This is a genomic window from Fictibacillus gelatini DSM 15865, from assembly GCF_000430745.1.
GTDB classification, from domain to species: domain Bacteria; phylum Bacillota; class Bacilli; order Bacillales; family Fictibacillaceae; genus Fictibacillus_A; species Fictibacillus_A gelatini.
On the sequence record NZ_AUMP01000002.1, the window covers coordinates 221,449 to 239,818 of the forward strand.

Sequence of the window (18,370 nt, forward strand, 5' to 3'; positions counted from 1 at the left end):
CTCACAGCCCTCCTTTAATTCTTCCTTTTTCTATTAAGTAAGCAATCACTTTGTCTGCACACTCTTCAATCGAGTATTGATCTGTCTCAATGACAATTTCCGGGTTCAATGGCTCCTCATATGGAGAACTAATTCCGGTAAACTCACGGATTTCTCCATTCCTCGCTTTTTTATACAACCCTTTCGGATCTCGATTTTCACATTCGTTTAATGGACATTTTACATAGACTTCGATAAAGTCACCTTGATCAAATAATTTTCGAACATTGTCCCGATCCTCAAGAAAAGGAGAGATAAAGGCAGTTAAGACCATCTGGCCGCTGTCGACAAACAATTTCGCCACTTCGCCGATGCGGCGGATATTTTCTTTCCGGTCTTCATCTGAAAATCCGAGATCTTTATTCAATCCAAAACGAATATTGTCTCCATCAAGCACGTAACTTCTTACGCCGATCTCATGAAGCTTCCTTTCTACAAAATTGGCTATCGTTGATTTTCCCGAACCGGAAAGCCCGGTGAACCAGATGACATTGCTTAAGTGATTGTTTAATTTTTGCCTGTCTTCCCGTTTAATCGTTGCTTCATGCCAGGTGATATTTAAACTTTTCGTCATGTTAAATCTCCTTTGCCTGTTTACGTTGTTACCGTACCCTGCTTTAATCCTTTAATTAGCACTTCGACCACTTCAGGCCGGCTGAATGTTTTCGGCGGCATTTCACCGTTTCTTAGCAATTCTCTAACTTTTGTTCCTGAAAGAATAACATGGTGTTCTTTATCATGCGGGCACGTTTTCGTCGAAGCCATATTTTCGCATTTTGTACAATAAAAGCTATGTTCGAAAAACAGTGGAGTTATTCCAAGTTCTTCTTTCGTAAAATGGCTGAAGATTTTTTGTGAATCATAAGTACCATAATAATTTCCAACACCCGCATGGTCACGGCCGACAATAAAGTGTGTACAGCCAAAGTTTTTGCGGACGAGCGCATGGAAAATGGCTTCTCTAGGACCGGCATAGCGCATAGCTGCCGGAAAAACAGCAAGAAATACACGATCTTTCGGATAGTAGTTTTTAAGCAGCACTTGATAGCTTTCCATCCGTACATCTGCCGGAATATCGTCAGATTTTGTTTCGCCGACAAGCGGGTTTAAAAATAATCCATCGACGATCTCGAGCGCCGATTTTTGAATGTATTCATGTGCGCGATGAACCGGATTTCTCGTTTGGAAGCCAACGACGGTCTTCCAGCCGCGTTCTTCAAACTGTTCACGCGTTTCAACCGGATCAAGATAATACTCGTTAAACCGCGCTTTTTCCGGGCGGCGAACGAGCGTAATTGGGCCGCCTATATAAACTTCTGGCCGTTCAAATAACTTTTTCACACCGGGATGAGCAACTTCCGAGGTTCGGAAAATATTTTCAGCTTCGACAATCTTATCCGGTTCATAGATGGACTCAATTTCAATGACGCCATAAACGTTTCCGTCCTTGACGAGCTTTGCAACATCTCCTTCGGATAACTGTATTGACTTTTCTTTTTCAACCGGAAGAGTGATCGGAATCGTCCACGGCTCGCCGCTAGTAAGATGCATTTCGTGTACGACTGATTCATAATCTTCTTTTTTCAAAAATCCTTTCAATGGACTATAGGCACCGATCGCAATCAACTCTAAATCGCTAAGCGCCATTTGGTCTAACTCAATTTCCTTTTCAATTTTTTCATAGGAATACCCGGGGTTCCAGCGATTAATTAATGTACCTCCATGCGGATCAATTAAACTCATTTATTTTCCCTCCGTTTGTTTATGTTTGAGACTTGCTATTAATCTTTTATCGTCGCTTGCAATACGAATCAAATGCCACCTCCTTCTTCATGAAATGTACGTTTTTCTTTTCGAATCGTTTTTAAAAGACTAATAGATCCGATTGTTGCCAAAAACACGCTGGCAATTACGATAAACGTGTAAAAATCACTATCCAGGAACACCTTTACCATCGCATATGAGATGACAAGTGAAAATACAGGTGACACGATCCAAACTTTCATCATTTGGTTAATAATGCTTTTTTGCCATAAGTAAAATCCGTTCTGCGCCGTTCCGAGACCGATGATCGCTGATGTCGTGACCTGTGTTAGCGGAACCGGTAAACCAAAAATAGAGGCGATAATGACCAATATCCCTCCCGTTCCGGAAATGGCGCATCCTTCTAAAAGGGAAAACCGAGTTATCCGTTTTCCATTCGTCTCAAGCACTTTGCCGCCAAAAAAAACCGCTCCTAAACTAACAAATAACCCGCCAACTAATGTTCCTGCGGATACGGACAACAATCCGGCACCAACTAGAGGGCCCACTGCATTAGCTACATTATTCATTCCAGCCGAAAATGCTTCAAGAAAGCCGGCACCAATAAGCAAAACAGCGAGCCAGCGTTTCGGTTGTTTTGCTTTCATCACCGGATACGTTTTCTCAATCTTGCTAATTAATTTTGATGCACCGAATGCGAGCAAAAAAGCGACAACGGGGATAAACAGCCAGAAAAACATAACCGTTACTAAATTGGTCAGGTATAAAGCTTTGTACGCAATTCCAACTCCCACTACAGATCCAACCGTAATTTCACTCGTTGATAATGGGATCCCAATCACATTGGCAAAAAACAGAGATACTGCCGCTGATGCAAGTATAATGACAACGATTTTGACCGTTAATAAAGATGATGGAACAATTCCCGATCCGATGGTTTTGACAACTTCTCCCCCGCCAATTGCCGCCCCAAGGAAAATGCCCCCTCCGCAAATCAAAAGGGCGATGGTTTTTCGCCGGACGGCACCCGCTCCATATGCGATCCCCATTGACGCAGCTGCCCCACTTGCCCCTATATTCATCGCAAAAAAGAAACCTACCGCAAAAGCTATATACGTTACGATCATCGTTTATCTCTCCTGTTTACGTCTGATGCAGCCCACATTCCGTCTTTTCTAGAGATGCCCATCTTCCGGCACGTAAATTTGTTGCATCATTCGTTGGGAGCGTGCATTTTTCACATCCGATGCTCGGATATCCTTGATCATGCAATGGATTGTATGGAAGATCATGTTTATAGATGTATCTCCACACATCTTTCCATGTCCAATGGATTAATGGACAAACTTTGATGGATTTAAACTTTTCGTCTTTATTAATAAATTCCGTTTTGCTTCTTGTCGGTGATTGGTCTCTGCGCAATCCGGTGATCCATGCTGTACTGCCCTCGAGCGCTTTTTGCAGCGGAATTACTTTTCGCAAATGGCAACATTGATTCGGATTGGTCTTCCAGAGCTCTTCCCCATACTGAAGCGCTTGCTCATCAAGTGTGATTTCCGGCTCTACAACAACAAAATTCAACTTTGGATATTTCTTTTTCACCTTATCAATCAACTCATACGTTTCTTTAAAATGGACATTCGTATCGAGAAAAACAACTTTTGCATCATCCTTCACTTTTGAAATTAAATCAATAAGAACCATCCCTTCGGCTCCGAGACTACACGCATAAACGATTGATTTCCCGTATTCGTCATACGCCCATTGAAGAACTTCGATCGCCCCTTTTGTATCATCTTCAAACGGAATTTTAAGTTGTTCTCCGCTCCAAGTATCATACGTTAATTGCTTTTTCACTGTGCTCTCTCCCCTTTGTTTTTTAAACAAAAAAGGCGATCTTAACCTAATAGGATCCGGTGGTCTTCCAAGCCTATATGCATCAAATTGTTTAGTTCCCACATTAGACTTTTCGCCTTTAAATCAATTAGGTTAAAACCGCCTCTAGTTTGTCTAGTCAGCGCAACATTATTTAATTCTTACTTTTTCACTTCGCTCCAATTGAATGACTTTGCCATCCTGAACGACAAGTGTAATGGAGCCAAATTTCATCGTCTCCAACATCTCTTTAATTCGCTCAAAAATGGTTTCTGTATGCTCTTGTTTGCTCCCCATGCCCATTCCTCCCAATCGATCTATTCGAATTGCTTTATTTAAACCGCAAAGAATAAGCTATTTCATCGAACCGAAAACTTCGTTAAAAAAAAGAAAAACCTCCCATTTCGGAAAGGCTAAGGCAAAATCTATTTCCCTTATCTTTCAAAATGGCAACCATTTTGCTGGAATTGGCACCTTACATAATCTGCAGGTTGCCGGGCATCATCGGGCCAGTTCCCTTTGCCGCTCTTGATAAGTTTGGTTTGTTGTTTAACATTTTAATTTGTTCAAAATAGAAAGTCAAGTATTTCTATCGGATTTATTTTTCAAAATAAAAAAGTGTGACTTTTCGTCACACTTTTCCTTATTTACGCAATGTAGCGCCGAAACGTTCTTCAAGGCTCTTCAATACGTTTTCATGTGCTTTTAGAACTTCTTCGTCCGTCAACGTCCGTTCAGGGTCGAAATATTTTAATGAAAACGCGAGCGATTTCTTTCCTTGTTCCATCCGCTCTCCCTGATATAGATCGAACAAATTCACTTCTTTTAAAAGATTTCCGCCGGCTTCCTGAATGACCGTATATAAGTCACCCGCCGGAAGGTCTTCATCAATCACTAAGGCAATATCGCGCGTTACCGAAGGATAGCGCGGCAATGTGGAATAAACAGTCGGTTCTACTTCGGCTTCTAACAGTTTTCCTAAATCGAGCTCGAACACATATGTTTCGTTAATGTCCCATTCCTTTTGTGTTGCCGGGTGAATTTGGCCCACTAATCCAATCTTAATGCTATCGAGTTTAATAATAGCTGTTCTTCCCGGGTGCATTCCGCTGACGTCCCCACTCTCGAAACTAATCCGGGTGCTAAGGCCAAGTTCGGCAAACAGTCCTTCGAGTATGCCTTTAGCAACAAAAAAGTCGACCTTTTTCTTTTCCCCCTGCCACGGGTGTTCGTTCCACATTCCCGATAAAGCACCGGCAAGATAAACTCTTTCCTCAGGCAAATTAACCAGCTCTTGCTCTTTATTCACAAAAACAGAGCCAATTTCATAAAAGCCGATGTCTTCAAGCGCCCGATTTTGATTGTATAAAATCACTTCAAGCAGCTGTGGAATGAGGGACAAACGCAATGTACTCCGATCTTCGCTCATCGGATGCGCAACCGAAATCGGATAAACATCTTCCTTCTTAAAAGAGAAACTTTTTGCTTTTTCCGGGGTTGTCAAAGAATACGTGACAGCCTGGTAAAGCCCCGCTCCTTCTAAATAACGACGAACCTTTCTTCGTTTCTCTTGAAATGGTGTCAATCCGCCCGGCCTTGCTTCACTTAACGGATAAGTGGCCGGAATACGATCGTAGCCATAGATTCGCCCGACTTCTTCCACAAGATCCGCATCAATCGTAATATCAGGTCGTCTGGTCGGGACCGTTACTGTGAACGTTTCACCACTCTGTTCGTATGGAAGCTTAAGGCGGCTTAACTTTTCACCGATTTCATCAAGGGAAATGTTCGTGCCAAGCAGTCCGTTGATCCTCGTTTGTGTTACGCTTACGTTGATTTCCTCAACGATGCGGCTTCCCGCTTCAACAATCCCGCTGACAACCTCTCCGCCGGCATAGGCCGCCATTAAAGATGCGGCCCGGCGAGCGGCATCATACACGCGGTTACGGTCAATTCCTTTTTCAAAACGGGTGCTGGACTCGCTACGAAGACCAAGGTCTTTTGAAGCGGCACGAACACGTTGGCTATTAAAATAGGCCGCTTCCAAAAGAATCGTCGTTGTATCTTGCTGAACTTCCGATGTTGCCCCTCCCATTACTCCGGCTACAGCGACGGGCTCTTTACCGTTTGTAATAACGAGATGATTTTCGTTTAATTGTCGTTTCACATCATCCAATGTAACAATCTCTTCATTTTGTTTAGCACGACGAACGACAATTTCCTTCGAACCAAGACGGTCATAATCAAAAGCATGAAGTGGCTGGCCGTACTCAAGCAAAACGTAATTGGTAATATCAACGACATTATTAATCGGCCTGATTCCTGCAGCCATTAAACGGTTTTGCATCCATAACGGGGATGGTTCGATATGGACGTTTTTAATGATCATCGCCCCATAGTACGGATTGTCTTCCTCTGATTCGATTTGAACGGAAATATAATCGGATGCCTTTTCGGCTGTCGGCGTAATTTCAATGTCCGCAATCTTTACTTCCTCGTTTAAAATGGCGGCCACTTCATAGGCTACACCAATCATGTTTAAACAATCTGCCCGGTTCGGTGTCAGGCCAAGTTCAAGAACAAAATCCGTTAGATTCAAAAGTTCAAGCGCATCTACTCCAACTTCAGCATCACCCGGCATAATGAAAATTCCATCCGTATATTCTTTTGGAACGAGCTTCGTTTCTACCCCGAGCTCTTCTAAAGAACAGATCATGCCGTTCGATTCCTCGCCGCGAAGTTTCGCTTTTTTAATTTTGAAGTTTCCTGGAAGCACAGCCCCGACTTTTGCAACTGCCACCTTTTGACCTGCCGCAACGTTTGGCGCGCCGCAAACGATTTGCACCGGTGCTTCTTCACCGATGTCGACCTGGCAAACCCTGAGCTTATCTGCATTCGGATGCTGGACGCATTCTAGAACGGAACCAACGACAACCCCGGATACTCCTTTATTTAATGACTCTACTATTTCTACTTCAATGCCGCTCTTCGTTATTTTCTCCGCTAATTCATGAGCAGAAATATCAATTTTCACAAATTCTTTTAACCAATTATATGAGACTAACATGTGCTCCCCTCCATTTAAGCCTTTTTGAATTGTTTTAAGAAACGGATGTCGTTCGTATAAAAATGACGGATATCATCAATGCCGTACTTTAACATCGCAATCCGTTCAGGCCCCATTCCGAAGGCGAATCCGGTATATTTTTTCGAATCAAATCCTGCCATCTCTAAAACGTTCGGGTGAACCATGCCCGCTCCGAGTATTTCAATCCAACCAGTCTGCTTGCAGATCGAGCAACCTTTTCCGCCGCATTTAAAACAAGATATATCCATTTCGACGGAAGGTTCGGTAAATGGGAAGAAACTTGGCCGGAGTCGGATTTTCCGCTCTTCACCGAACATTTTTTTCGCAAACGCCGTAAGCACTCCTTTAAGGTCGCTTAACCGGATATTTTTATCTACGACGAGCCCTTCAATTTGCATGAACTGGTGGGAGTGCGTCGCATCATCATTATCACGGCGGTATACTTTGCCCGGCGATATAATTTTAACAGGACCTTTTCCTTCATGCTTTTCCATTGTTCTCGCCTGCACTGGCGACGTTTGCGTACGCAATAAAAGATCTTCCGTGATAAAGAAAGAATCTTGCATGTCGCGTGCCGGATGCCCCTTTGGCAAATTTAGCGCTTCGAAATTGTAATAATCGGTTTCTACTTCTGGCCCTTCTGCAACGGTAAAGCCCATACTTAAGAATAGATCTTCGATTTCATCAATGACAGCTGTGAGCGGATGGCTATTTCCTTTGTTCACCGGGCGGCCCGGAAGCGTTACATCAATCGATTCTGCTTTTAATTTTTTTTCAATTTCAAGTTTTCCAAGTTCCTCTTGCTTCTGTTCAAGGGCGGCAGTTATAGCATCACGAACTTCGTTGGCAAAAGCGCCGATGATAGGTCGCTCTTCGCTCGAAAGTCTCCCCATCCCTTTTAGCACTTCAGTAATCGGTCCCTTTTTTCCAAGGTACGCGACTCGAATGTTTTGCAATTCTTTCAAGTCTTCTGTTTGCTCGATTTTTAAGCATGCCTCTTCTTTTAATGCCTGCAATCGATCCTTCATAACATGTTCCTCCTTTGAAACACAATTTCTTTATAAAAATAAAAAACCCCGTCCAAACAAGGGACGAGGATTTCGCGGTACCACCCAAATTAACAATTCATTATTGTTCACTTCATTTCTATAACGACAGATTTGCCGGTCCACCCTACTTTTTCAGGCCATGCGAAAAGTTCAGGCGACAGCTCCGGAGTGAATTCAATAAGCTCGAGCCAAAGAAACGCTTTCAGTCACGGCATTTCCTCCCTGATTGGCGAGGGGTTATTTACTATTCTCCTTCAACGCTTTATTCCCTATTTAACTGTTTTTTATTATATCTAAATCCAGTCATTGAAGCAAATAAATTTTGACATCTATAGTATTCTTTATCTAAAAAAACATGCCGATTTATTTTCGATTCCGCTGTAATTCATATAGCAGTATTCCAGTTGCAACCGAAACATTAAGAGATTCCGCCTGACCGTATATTGGTATGGCAACCAGCTCATCTGCTTCTTTCATAATTTCCGAGCGGACACCGCTGCCTTCATTTCCGATGACAAGGGCAAACTGTTCCGGTGAAGCCACTTCTCTCATGGAAGTCGCTCCTTTTAATGCAGTTATATAAACAGGGACACCCTCTTCTTTAAATGAAGAAATCCATTTTGATAAATGACCTTTTATAACAGGCAGGTGAAACAATGATCCTTGAGTCGCCCGGAGAACTTTACTGTTATAAAGATCGACCGTTCCTTCGCCAAGAATGACTCCATTAAGACCCGCACTGTCAGCTGTACGAATAATGGTGCCTAAATTCCCTGGATCTTGAACGCCGTCCACTAAAAGAAAACGTCCTTTCGGTTCCAACGTTTCTTCTTCGGCCGGCATTTCACAAACGGCTAATATACCTTGCGGATGTTCCGTGTCGCTCAAGCCCTTCATAATTTTTCTAGTAACGACCCACGTATTTAACGCGTAAGCATCCCAGGTACCTGGAAGTTCGAAACTCTCTTCCACAATCAAATGAATGACCGGTACATCATGTTTGATCGCCTCTTCAATTAAATGGGGTCCTTCAATTAAATATGTACGCGTTTTTTCACGTTCTTTTTTTGTATATAGCTTTTTCCATTGTTTTACCGATGCATTTTGTTCTGACTCAATTCGTTTCATAATTCCCTCCACCTTCAAATCTTTTCTTATTATATCTTTTTCGCCATGCATAATCCATTCACTGTTAATGAAAAATAAAGTATAAGTACATACTAGAGAAGTACTGATTATCTTCACGTAGAGGTGACGACTATGAATATCGATTTACGAAAGGCCATTCTGGCAAATGTTTCGGGTAATAACAAACAAGAACTTGAAAGTACAATTGTTGAAGCGATTCAAAGCGGCGAAGAAAAAATGCTTCCTGGCCTTGGTGTATTATTTGAGGTCATCTGGAATAATTCCAATGAAACAAAAAAAGATGAAATGCTCGATACGTTGTCAAATGGATTAAAGTAAAATCCCGGGATCTCTCCCGGGATTTTTACTTAACTGAATTTAATTTCTTTTACTTTTTCGGCATTGAGACGTTTTATCACTTCGACGATTAATTTTACGCTGTTTTCATAGTCATCACGGTGGATGATCGAGGCATTCGTATGAAGATAACGGGTTGCCACGCTCATCGCAAGGGTCGGAACGCCTGTACCTGTTAAATGAATGTTTCCTGCATCTGTTCCACCGCCTGGAGTAGTATCCAATTGATATGGAATGTTCAATTCTTCTGCTGTTGCAATGACAAAATCACGCAGCCCTTTGTGGGAAACCATAGATGCATCGTATAAAATAATTTGCGGCCCATCTCCTAATTTGGATAGCGCTTCCTTTTCAGTTACTCCCGGAGTATCGCCAGGAATGCCCGTATCAATAGCAATCGCAATGTCTGGTTCGATATAGTTGGCAGCTGTTTTTGCTCCGCGCAAGCCGACTTCTTCTTGAACGGTAGCTACCCCATATACGGTATTCGCGTGCTTTTCTTCTTTGAGCCGGCGAAGGACGTCAACGACAATGGCACAACCGACACGGTTATCAAAGGCTTTAGCCAGTAAAAATTTTTCATTTTTCATAACGGTAAATTCACAATAAGGGACAATCATGTCTCCTGGCCGAACACCGAATTCAAGCGCTTCATCTTTGCTCGTTGCTCCAATGTCAATAAACATATCTTTAATTTCAAACGGTTTCTTTCGCGCTTCAGGCGATAAAATGTGCGGCGGCTTAGAACCGATGACACCTGGAATTTCTCCGTTTTTCGTCACTACCGTTACTCGTTGCGCGAGCATGACTTGCCCCCACCAGCCACCAACCGGTTGGAAGCGGAGGAATCCTTTATCGGTAATTTGCGATACCATGAAACCGACTTCGTCTAAATGGCCGGCGAGCATAACTTTAGGACCGCTTCCGTCCCCTGTTTTTTTGGCAATCAAGCTGCCAAGATTGTCGGTCACCACTTCCTCGGCATAAGGCTCAACATATCGCTTCATCACTTCACGGGGCTCGCGTTCGTTCCCGGCAATCCCTTTTGCATCGGTCAAATCTTTCAATAACGTCAATGTTTCATCTAACTTTGCCATTGGATTTTCTCCTTTCACATTTGTTATGTATAGATAAGTAGTATGTCCAAAAAACTATCAGAGCAATATGAATTTTGCTCAAGTTTAGTATATCATGACCATGAATCATATCGCATGTTAACAACTTTACTATTTTACGCTGCATGAATTAAAATAAAAAATAGAACCAGCAGTAGCAGCCGGTTCCATTGTAGAAAGGAGGCTATAAAATGGAGTATTTAAAAGAAATTATGGAGGCCATGAAATTAGCGTTGGAAGAAAACAACAAGAAACTTCTTGAAGAAATGGACAAACGGATGGACAAGCGTTTTGCAGAAGTTGACAAGCGTTTTACAGCTATTGATAAACGTTTCGACGAGGTTGACAAGCGTTTTACAGCTATTGATAAACGCTTTGACGAGGTTGACAATCATTTTGACCAGGTTGAAAAAGAACTTCACGGTCGCATTGATTCTCTTGAAAATAACGTAACTAGCCAACTTGCAAGTATTCATTCGAAGCTTGATAAAGAAGTCAAATTTCTTGAAAGCCGATTTGTCAAACACGAAAAAGAAATTTACAATTTACAGGAACGATTGATTTCAACAGATCAAGTTTAATATCCTTCGTCCTGCCGAATATGGTTAATTTCGTTTTTTCTATAATATGCATCGACAATTTCCTCTGAAGAAAAACCAAGTAATTTTCCAAGCCCAAGATACTCTGAAAACAGTTGCTCAAAATGAGCGGTTTCCTTAGACAACCGCAGCTTTTGAATGATTTCATAAATGGACAAAAACTGTTGAACTAGCCTTTCATTACTGTAATGTACAGAGCCATTATAAGAATCTATTCCTAAATCGAGTCCAACCGATAGGATAAAATGCAATCCATCCACATATTCTTCAAGGATGATTTCGCGTTTGGAAGGAGGTTTTAAGCTCCAATATTTAAAACAGCGTGTCTCATTCGCCAGTTCTCCGAGCTCTACTAGTAAAGCTAAAATTCGTTCTTCAAATAAAAACCGTTCTTCCAGATGATGCTCGCGAACAATCCGTTCGTTCAGCCTTTTTTGCAGTTCGAACAATTTATCAAATCCCATGGATTCACCTTCTATATTTTCATTTTTTGCTTCATGGAAAAAATACATTACTTCCTTTCATATGTCAAACAGAAGCTTTTTTCCAAAAGAAAAAGCCGGCTATCTGCCGACTGTTTACGCACCTCTGACTTTAACATGTTTGACTTCTTCTTTATCTTCCCGTTCGAAAAATTCGTTCCACTTGAATATCCATTCTTTTCTCCGCAGCAAATAAAACAATATGGATAATACTGCAAGAGCCGCTCCACCCCAGAGAAGCGATAAATGTAAAATATAGTTTCCAAACGTTGTATACGCGATGGCTACTGGTATATTTGAGATAAGGCTTGCTTTTGTATACTCTTTAAAATCGGATGTCATTTCGATTAAACAATAGGACAGCAATTGAAAATGAACAAACGGAATAAGCTTTAAAATTGTAATTTGCCCGAGTGAAAAAGGTATTCTTTTTCCGATCCATTTGTTTTTCAAACCTGTAATTTTGCTAAACATTTTTGGCATCACCCTGCGCAGACCATAAAACATAATGCTTGATAATGTAATGCCGATAATGGAATACAGGGAACCCGACAAAGACCCGAATAACAACCCGCCGATAACACAAATCAAACCAATCGGAATAAATAAAAACTGGCGTAAAACGTGAAGAGCGATAAAGATAAGCGGAGCAAACAATCCTGCATACCGTAAGATGTGAATAATCTCATTAAGCTTTTGCTCCATTGTCCTCCCCTCCTTTGACGTCATTTTATGACAGGAGACGAGCCGTTTATGCTGTGTCCACTTTTTTTATTTAAAAAAAGACCATTTCCTATCGTGGAAATGGTCTTATCATTTAAGCGTTTAAGCTTTCTTTTGCTTTAGAAGCTAATTCAGCGAATGCTTTTTCATCAGTGATTGCAATTTCAGCAAGCATTTTACGGTTAATATCGATACCCGCAACTTTTAATCCGTGCATTAAACGGCTGTAAGAAAGTCCGTTTGTACGCGCTGCTGCATTGATACGAGTAATCCAGAGCTTACGGAAGTCACGTTTCTTTTGACGGCGGTCACGGTAAGCATATTGAAGGGATTTAAATACTTGTTGTTGAGCAACTTTAAATAATTTATGTTTCGAACCGAAATAACCTTTAGCTAATTTTAATACTTTTTTACGACGACGACGTGACACATAGCCACCTTTTACTCTTGGCATAATTAAAACCTCCTATATTTTAAATCGCGATTATTTTTTCTTATACGTTAATAATGTTTTAATGCGCTTGAAGTCACCACTGTGAACAAGCTTAGCTTTACGCAGCTTGCGTTTTGCTTTTGTAGACTTGTTCGCGAATAAGTGGCTCGTAAATGCGCGGCCACGTTTTAATTTACCTGTTCCAGTCTTTTTAAAGCGCTTTGCAGCACCTTTATGTGTTTTCATTTTAGGCATGATCGGATTCCTCCCTGGTAATCATTATTTGTCGTTTTTTGGTGCAAGAATGAGGAACATACTGCGTCCTTCCATTTTTGGTTTAACTTCAACGTTGGAAAGATCTTCACATTCCTTAGCCAATCGTTCCAAAACTTTTTGTCCGATTTGAGGATGTGTAATCGCACGTCCACGGAATCGAATGCTTGCTTTAACTTTGTCGCCCTTTTCAAGGAATTTACGGGCATTTTTCAATTTCGTATTGAAATCATGCTCCTCGATGGTCGGGCTTAAGCGAATTTCCTTTGTCGTAATAACCTTCTGGTTTTTACGAGCTTCCCGCTCTTTCTTTTGTTGCTCAAACTTAAACTTACCGTAATCCATAATTCGGCATACTGGTGGTTTTGCGTTTGCGGCAACAAGCACAAGATCAAGGTTGGATTTTTGCGCAAGCTCGAGCGCCTCATAGCGCGTCTTGATTCCTAACTGGCTTCCGTCCGGTCCTATGACCCTTACTTCACGAGCACGAATGCCCTCATTGACAGACATGTCCTTACTAATAGTAAGTCACCTCCAAAAATTTACGTGAGCCAAGTATGCTCAGGCTTTTGTAAACCAATAAAAAAAGCGTCGGTGCATACTACACCCACACTAAACAAGGCAATTCATGCCTGTATGTTCGTTCTACCAGTTAACAGCTTTTCGCGTCAATCAGGTGAGAAGCGGGTGCTTCTGCTTATCGAAACTTCCATTTATTTAGTTACTTAGATTACTATACCATGACTTTTCATCATTGTCAAATAATAAAAGTTTCACAACAACGAATTTGATTATAACGTAAAACTATGGATTTGTGCAATAAAAAACTGCGAGCAATTCGCAGTTTTTTATTTTCGTGTTTGAATTTCCTCTACTATTCGTTCTTTAAACTGATCATAGGAAACAGATTCTGACGTTTGTTCACCGTATTTACGTATATTCACCGCATCCTCCCTTACTTCCTTGTCCCCAAGCACAAGCATATAAGGGATTTTCTGCAATTGCGCTTCACGAATTCTGTAGCCTAGTTTTTCATCCCGATCATCGATTTCTACTCGAACACCATGCTCGTGCAAATCTTCTTTTAGCTTTTTAGCATAATCGGCATGTACGCCGGAGACCGGAATCAACTTCACTTGAAGCGGAGCCAGCCATGTTGGAAACGCACCGCCGAAATGTTCGATCAGAATACCGAAGAAACGGTCAATCGATCCATAAATCGCACGGTGAATGACGACCGGACGCGCCTTTTCATTATGTTCATCAATGTACGATAAATCAAATTTCTCCGGCATTTGAAAATCAAGCTGAATGGTCGCGCATTGGTGGGAACGCCTTAATGCATCTTTAATGTGAAAGTCGATTTTCGGTCCGTAAAACGCGCCGTCTCCTTCATTTACGTGATAGTCTAGCTTAAGATCTTCCAGCACGTTTTGAAGTGCTCTCTCCGCCTGTTCCCAGAGCCGGTCATCGCCCATCGAATCGTCCGGCCGAGTGGAAAGTTCGACTGAATATTTAAAGCCGAATGTACGATAGATTTTATCGATCAATTGAAAGATGGCTTTTATTTCGCTTTCAATCTGGTCAGGCTTTACAAAAATATGCGCATCATCCTGGCAAAATGTACGGACCCGCAGCATTCCGTTTAAAGCACCGCTGAATTCATGGCGATGGACCTGGCCGAATTCAGCGATACGGATCGGCAATTCCCGGTAAGAACGAAGCTTATTTTTGAAAATTAACATATGCCCGGGGCAATTCATCGGTTTCATTGCAAAACGTGTTTCATCTACTTCTGAAAAATACATATTTTCGCGGTAGTGGTGCCAATGACCGGACTGTTCCCACAGCCTTTGATTCATCATAAACGGTGTCCTCACTTCTTCATAGCCCGCCTGCTCTTGCAGTTCACGCGAAAAATTTTCAAGTTCTAATCGAACCGTCTGCCCTTTCGGCAGGTAAAACGGCATACCCGGAGCTTCTTCAGAGAACATGAATAACTCTAACTCTTTTCCCAGCTTACGGTGGTCTCGTTGTTTCGCTTCTTCAAGAAACTGCTGATACTCCTTTAAATCTTTTTCGTTTAAAAAGGCCACCCCGTAAATGCGTTGAAGCATCTGGTTGTTACTGTCTCCTCGCCAATAGGCGCCGGCAATGTTCATTAATTTAAATGCTTTTATCCTGCCTGTGGAAGGAACATGTGGACCGCGGCATAGATCGAAAAACTCCCCCTGCTCATAAATCGTAATGACCGTATCTTCAGGAAGGTCGCGAATCAATTCAAGCTTTAAATGATCATCGACTTTTTGATAAATGCTGATCGCTTCTTTACGGCTAACCACTTTGCGGACAATCGACAAGTTTTCATCCACAATTTTTTGCATTTCTTTTTCAATCGCCAGCAAATCTTCCGGGTTTAAGGCGTGCGGCATATCAATATCATAATAAAAACCGTTTTCAATGACCGGCCCGATCCCGAGTCTCACATCCGGATAAAGACGTTTGATCGCCTGCGCCATTAAATGGGCCGTACTATGGCGAATAATTTTTAATCCTTCTTCAGATTCAGTTAGAATGATTTCAATTAAAGCATCTTCTTCTATCGGCCGCGTAAAATCGTAAAGCTCACCGTTGACTTTACCGGCGATGGACTTTTTCTTCAAACTTGGACTGATCGATTCAGCGACTTGTTCGACCGTTACCCCTTTCGGATATTTACGCACCGAACCGTCTGGAAATGATAATTGAATAGATGACATCATGGTTCCTCTCCTTTATAAAAAATAAAAACACTCGTCCCTCATACAGGGACGAGTGTTTATCTCGCGGTTCCACCCTCGTTCCATAGCAAATAAGCTATAGCACTTGGCTTAATAACGGTAAGTTCCGTCAGCGGCTAATTGGTTTCACCGCCGAAGTTCAAAGGTGGTAAGCTATATTTTCGTGTTAGGAAGCTTTCAGCCGGGACTTCCCTCTCTATCAACCGTAAAATATAGTTCATGTCCTTATCATCACTTTTCTCTATTCACATGTCTACTTACGCTCAGCAATTTGGCGAAGGATTGCCGCTTTAAATTCTTCGTAAGGAACAGTTTCTGATTTTTGCTCGCCATATTTGCGCACATTGACGGCATTATCGCTAATTTCATTGTCGCCAAGAACGAGCATATACGGAATTTTTTGCATTTGCGCTTCGCGAATTTTGTAGCCGAGTTTTTCATCGCGAAGATCGAGTTCCGCTCTTACGCCTTCTTCTTGTAAATCTTCTTTTATTTTTCTTGCGTATTCTTCATGGACGCTCGATACCGGAATGATTTGAACTTGAACAGGCGCGAGCCATGTTGGGAAAGCCCCTTTATATTCCTCGATCAAGAAGGCAACAAAGCGTTCCATTGTCGAAACGACTCCGCGGTGGATAACGACTGGACGGTGGTCCTGGCCGTCGCTTCCTTTATACGTTAAATCAAATCGTTCCGGCAAATGGAAGTCCAATTGAACAGTAGACAACGTTTCTTCCTTGCCCAGTGCCGTTTTTACCTGAACGTCAAGTTTCGGTCCGTAAAACGCCGCTTCGCCTTCAGCTTCGACATAATCGAGGTTCATGTCCTCCATCGTTTCTTTCAACAGGCTTTGCGCTTTTTCCCACATTTCATCATTATCGACATATTTTTCTTTGTCTTCAGGGTCGCGATACGATAGGCGGAATTTGTAATCGTTAATCCCGAAATCTTCATAGACGCGTTGGATGAGTTTCACGACGCGAATAAATTCGTCCTTCAACTGATCAGGTCTCGCAAAAATGTGAGCATCATTTAACGTCATTGAACGCACCCGCTGCAGGCCGGCAAGTGCCCCGGACATTTCGTGACGATGCATCGTGCCAAGTTCGGCAATTCGGACTGGGAGGTCACGGTAGCTGTGCATCGAGTTTTTATAAACCATCATATGATGCGGACAGTTCATCGGACGAAGTACCAATTGTTCATTATCCATTTCCATTGCAGGATACATATCATCTTTATAGTGATCCCAGTGGCCGGATGTCTTATAAAGCTCAACGCTTCCTAAATGAGGCGTATACACATGGTCATAGCCAAGACGGACTTCTGTATCGACAATATAGCGTTCGATAATACGGCGAATCGTTGCGCCTTTTGGAAGCCAGAGCGGCAAACCTTGCCCGACTTTTTGCGAAACGGTAAATATGCCAAGCTCTTTTCCTAATTTACGGTGATCACGTTCTTTCGCTTCTTCAAGGTATTTTAAATGTTGATCCAAATCTTTTTTATTGAGGAACGCCGCTCCGTAAATCCGTTGAAGCATTTGATTGTCACTTTTACCTCTCCAATAGGCTCCGGAGATACTCATCAATTTAAACGATTTAATTTTTCCTGTCGAGGGAAGATGCGGCCCGCGGCAAAGATCAAAAAATTCGCCTTGCTCATAAATCGTAATGACTGCATCTTCCGGAAGATCGCGAATCAATTCAAGCTTTAAGTGATCATCGATTTGTTGATAAATTTTAATCGCTTCCTCACGGCTAACTACTTTACGAACGATCGGCAAGTTTTCATTGACGATTTTTTGCATTTCCTTTTCAATCGCCGGCAAGTCTTCCGGAGTTAAAGCATGCGGCATATCGATATCATAATAAAAGCCGTTTTCAATAACCGGTCCGATTCCGAGCTTTACATCAGGATAAAGGCGTTTAATCGCCTGCGCCATTAAATGGGCCGTACTGTGGCGGGTTATTTCCAACCCTTCTTCGGAGTCTTGCGGAATAATTTCAATCGAAGCATCTTCTTCAATCGGCCGTGTAAAATCATAAAGCTCACCGTTGACTTTACCGGCGATGGACTTTTTCTTCAAACTTGGACTGATCGATTCGGCTACTTGTTCGGCTGTTACCCCTTTTGGAAAACTTTTCACCGAACCGTCTGGAAATGTTAATTGAATAGATGACATCTTTTTTCTCTCCTTTTAAATCTACATGTTACAAAAATTAGCGTAAATACACCTCTTATTTTCCACTTCTAGGAAAAATGCCAGGGCATATACAACAGCCATCTGTCCTATAGAATCGCTTCTATTGGACAAAAATGCGATCCGTAAGGAAGCCACTGAAAAAGTTCCTTTTAATAAAAAACTAAAATTTTTGAAAAACCAAAACCCAAAAAAACAGTATTTTTCACTTAGGAAGTGGGGGATAGCATCGTGTTTACAATGCATTTCGCTTACCAAAGTGGGGATGTATTTTTTAGGAAAAAGCATTTTTGAAAATTTCTTGGACTTTTTCAGTGACCTCATCCGTAAGCGGAAAATTGTCCTTTAGAGTGGAATTACACCTTATTTTCCGCTTCTGAACAAAAAGCCGGGGCATAATAAAAAACACCCGTCCCTAATAAAGGGACGAGTGTTCTACTCGCGGTTCCACCCTCGTTCCAT

Annotated in this window: 18 protein-coding genes, 1 riboswitch and 4 other annotated features (1 of these 23 cut by a window edge); of the genes, 2 read left to right on the plus strand and 16 right to left on the minus strand. The window is 41.9% G+C overall.

Translation table 11 applies throughout. The annotated features are described in order from the left end of the window. Position 1: 1 nt before the first annotated feature. From cysC to H538_RS0104210, 8 genes are all read right to left on the minus strand, one after another. A complete protein-coding gene (gene cysC, locus H538_RS0104175; protein WP_026676526.1) occupies positions 2 to 613 on the minus strand; it encodes an adenylyl-sulfate kinase in 612 nt (203 codons plus the stop codon). Between the two features lie 20 nt (positions 614 to 633). Continuing rightward, positions 634 to 1,782: a sulfate adenylyltransferase gene (gene sat, locus H538_RS0104180; RefSeq protein WP_026676527.1), complete on the minus strand. Its 1,149-nt coding sequence runs from the start codon at positions 1,780 to 1,782 to the stop codon at positions 634 to 636. 68 nt (positions 1,783 to 1,850) lie between these two features. Continuing rightward, positions 1,851 to 2,930 (minus strand): sulfate permease, encoded by a 1,080-nt coding sequence (cysP, locus tag H538_RS0104185; protein ID WP_081412570.1) that lies wholly within the window; start codon positions 2,928 to 2,930, stop codon positions 1,851 to 1,853. A gap of 16 nt (positions 2,931 to 2,946) precedes the next feature. After that, on the minus strand, positions 2,947 to 3,660 hold the full coding sequence (locus tag H538_RS0104190; protein ID WP_026676529.1) for a phosphoadenylyl-sulfate reductase: 714 nt from the start codon (positions 3,658 to 3,660) through the stop codon (positions 2,947 to 2,949). A gap of 168 nt (positions 3,661 to 3,828) precedes the next feature. Beyond that, positions 3,829 to 3,975 (minus strand): YezD family protein, encoded by a 147-nt coding sequence (locus H538_RS25405; RefSeq protein ID WP_322786384.1) that lies wholly within the window; start codon positions 3,973 to 3,975, stop codon positions 3,829 to 3,831. A gap of 134 nt (positions 3,976 to 4,109) precedes the next feature. Further along, positions 4,110 to 4,216: riboswitch (SAM riboswitch) on the minus strand. Positions 4,217 to 4,321: 105 nt separating this feature from the next. Continuing rightward, positions 4,322 to 6,745: a phenylalanine--tRNA ligase subunit beta gene (gene pheT / locus H538_RS0104200; RefSeq protein ID WP_026676530.1), complete on the minus strand. Its 2,424-nt coding sequence runs from the start codon at positions 6,743 to 6,745 to the stop codon at positions 4,322 to 4,324. A gap of 14 nt (positions 6,746 to 6,759) precedes the next feature. Continuing rightward, complete coding sequence (gene pheS, locus H538_RS0104205) at positions 6,760 to 7,794, minus strand: phenylalanine--tRNA ligase subunit alpha (RefSeq protein WP_026676531.1); 1,035 nt, start codon at positions 7,792 to 7,794, stop codon at positions 6,760 to 6,762. A gap of 56 nt (positions 7,795 to 7,850) precedes the next feature. Next, positions 7,851 to 8,082, minus strand: a binding site (T-box leader). A gap of 96 nt (positions 8,083 to 8,178) precedes the next feature. Next, positions 8,179 to 8,976 (minus strand): TrmH family RNA methyltransferase, encoded by a 798-nt coding sequence (locus H538_RS0104210; protein ID WP_407636373.1) that lies wholly within the window; start codon positions 8,974 to 8,976, stop codon positions 8,179 to 8,181. A 99-nt stretch (positions 8,977 to 9,075) separates the two neighbouring features. Here H538_RS0104210 and sspI point away from each other — a divergent pair, with 99 nt between their 5' ends. Further along, a complete protein-coding gene (gene sspI, locus H538_RS0104215) occupies positions 9,076 to 9,282 on the plus strand; it encodes a small acid-soluble spore protein SspI (protein WP_026676533.1) in 207 nt (68 codons plus the stop codon). Positions 9,283 to 9,311: 29 nt separating this feature from the next. On the opposite strand, the gene H538_RS0104220 is transcribed toward sspI, so the two are convergent. Next, the gene (locus H538_RS0104220; RefSeq protein WP_026676534.1) at positions 9,312 to 10,397 is read right to left on the minus strand and encodes a M42 family metallopeptidase; all 1,086 of its coding nucleotides are present in this window, start codon (positions 10,395 to 10,397) and stop codon (positions 9,312 to 9,314) included. A gap of 209 nt (positions 10,398 to 10,606) precedes the next feature. Here H538_RS0104220 and H538_RS24995 point away from each other — a divergent pair, with 209 nt between their 5' ends. Then, on the plus strand, positions 10,607 to 10,996 hold the full coding sequence (locus H538_RS24995; RefSeq protein WP_051291262.1) for a hypothetical protein: 390 nt from the start codon (positions 10,607 to 10,609) through the stop codon (positions 10,994 to 10,996). Here H538_RS24995 and H538_RS0104230 read toward each other — a convergent pair. The 7 genes from H538_RS0104230 to thrS (H538_RS0104260) form a co-directional block, all read right to left on the minus strand. Next, positions 10,993 to 11,478, minus strand: a complete 486-nt coding sequence (locus H538_RS0104230; protein ID WP_026676535.1) for a dUTP diphosphatase — start codon at positions 11,476 to 11,478, stop codon at positions 10,993 to 10,995. The two genes, H538_RS24995 and H538_RS0104230, sit on opposite strands and share 4 nt — an antisense overlap. 114 nt (positions 11,479 to 11,592) lie before the next feature. Next, positions 11,593 to 12,201, minus strand: a complete 609-nt coding sequence (locus tag H538_RS0104235; RefSeq protein WP_026676536.1) for a TVP38/TMEM64 family protein — start codon at positions 12,199 to 12,201, stop codon at positions 11,593 to 11,595. Between the two features lie 112 nt (positions 12,202 to 12,313). Beyond that, on the minus strand, positions 12,314 to 12,673 hold the full coding sequence (gene rplT, locus H538_RS0104240) for a 50S ribosomal protein L20 (protein ID WP_026676537.1): 360 nt from the start codon (positions 12,671 to 12,673) through the stop codon (positions 12,314 to 12,316). Positions 12,674 to 12,703: 30 nt separating this feature from the next. Continuing rightward, positions 12,704 to 12,907, minus strand: coding sequence for a 50S ribosomal protein L35 (gene rpmI, locus H538_RS0104245; RefSeq protein WP_026676538.1), 204 nt, complete (start codon positions 12,905 to 12,907; stop codon positions 12,704 to 12,706). Between the two features lie 24 nt (positions 12,908 to 12,931). Then, on the minus strand, positions 12,932 to 13,435 hold the full coding sequence (gene infC, locus H538_RS0104250; RefSeq protein ID WP_026676539.1) for a translation initiation factor IF-3: 504 nt from the start codon (positions 13,433 to 13,435) through the stop codon (positions 12,932 to 12,934). Between the two features lie 66 nt (positions 13,436 to 13,501). Further along, positions 13,502 to 13,630: a sequence feature (ribosomal protein L20 leader region), on the minus strand. A 143-nt stretch (positions 13,631 to 13,773) separates the two neighbouring features. Further along, entirely contained in the window at positions 13,774 to 15,687 is a 1,914-nt protein-coding gene (thrS, locus tag H538_RS0104255) for a threonine--tRNA ligase (protein ID WP_026676540.1), read from the minus strand. A gap of 41 nt (positions 15,688 to 15,728) precedes the next feature. Next, positions 15,729 to 15,946: a binding site (T-box leader), on the minus strand. A 12-nt stretch (positions 15,947 to 15,958) separates the two neighbouring features. Then, positions 15,959 to 17,890, minus strand: coding sequence for a threonine--tRNA ligase (gene thrS, locus H538_RS0104260; RefSeq protein WP_026676541.1), 1,932 nt, complete (start codon positions 17,888 to 17,890; stop codon positions 15,959 to 15,961). Between the two features lie 437 nt (positions 17,891 to 18,327). After that, positions 18,328 to 18,370 (minus strand) — a binding site (T-box leader); it runs 181 nt beyond the window's last position.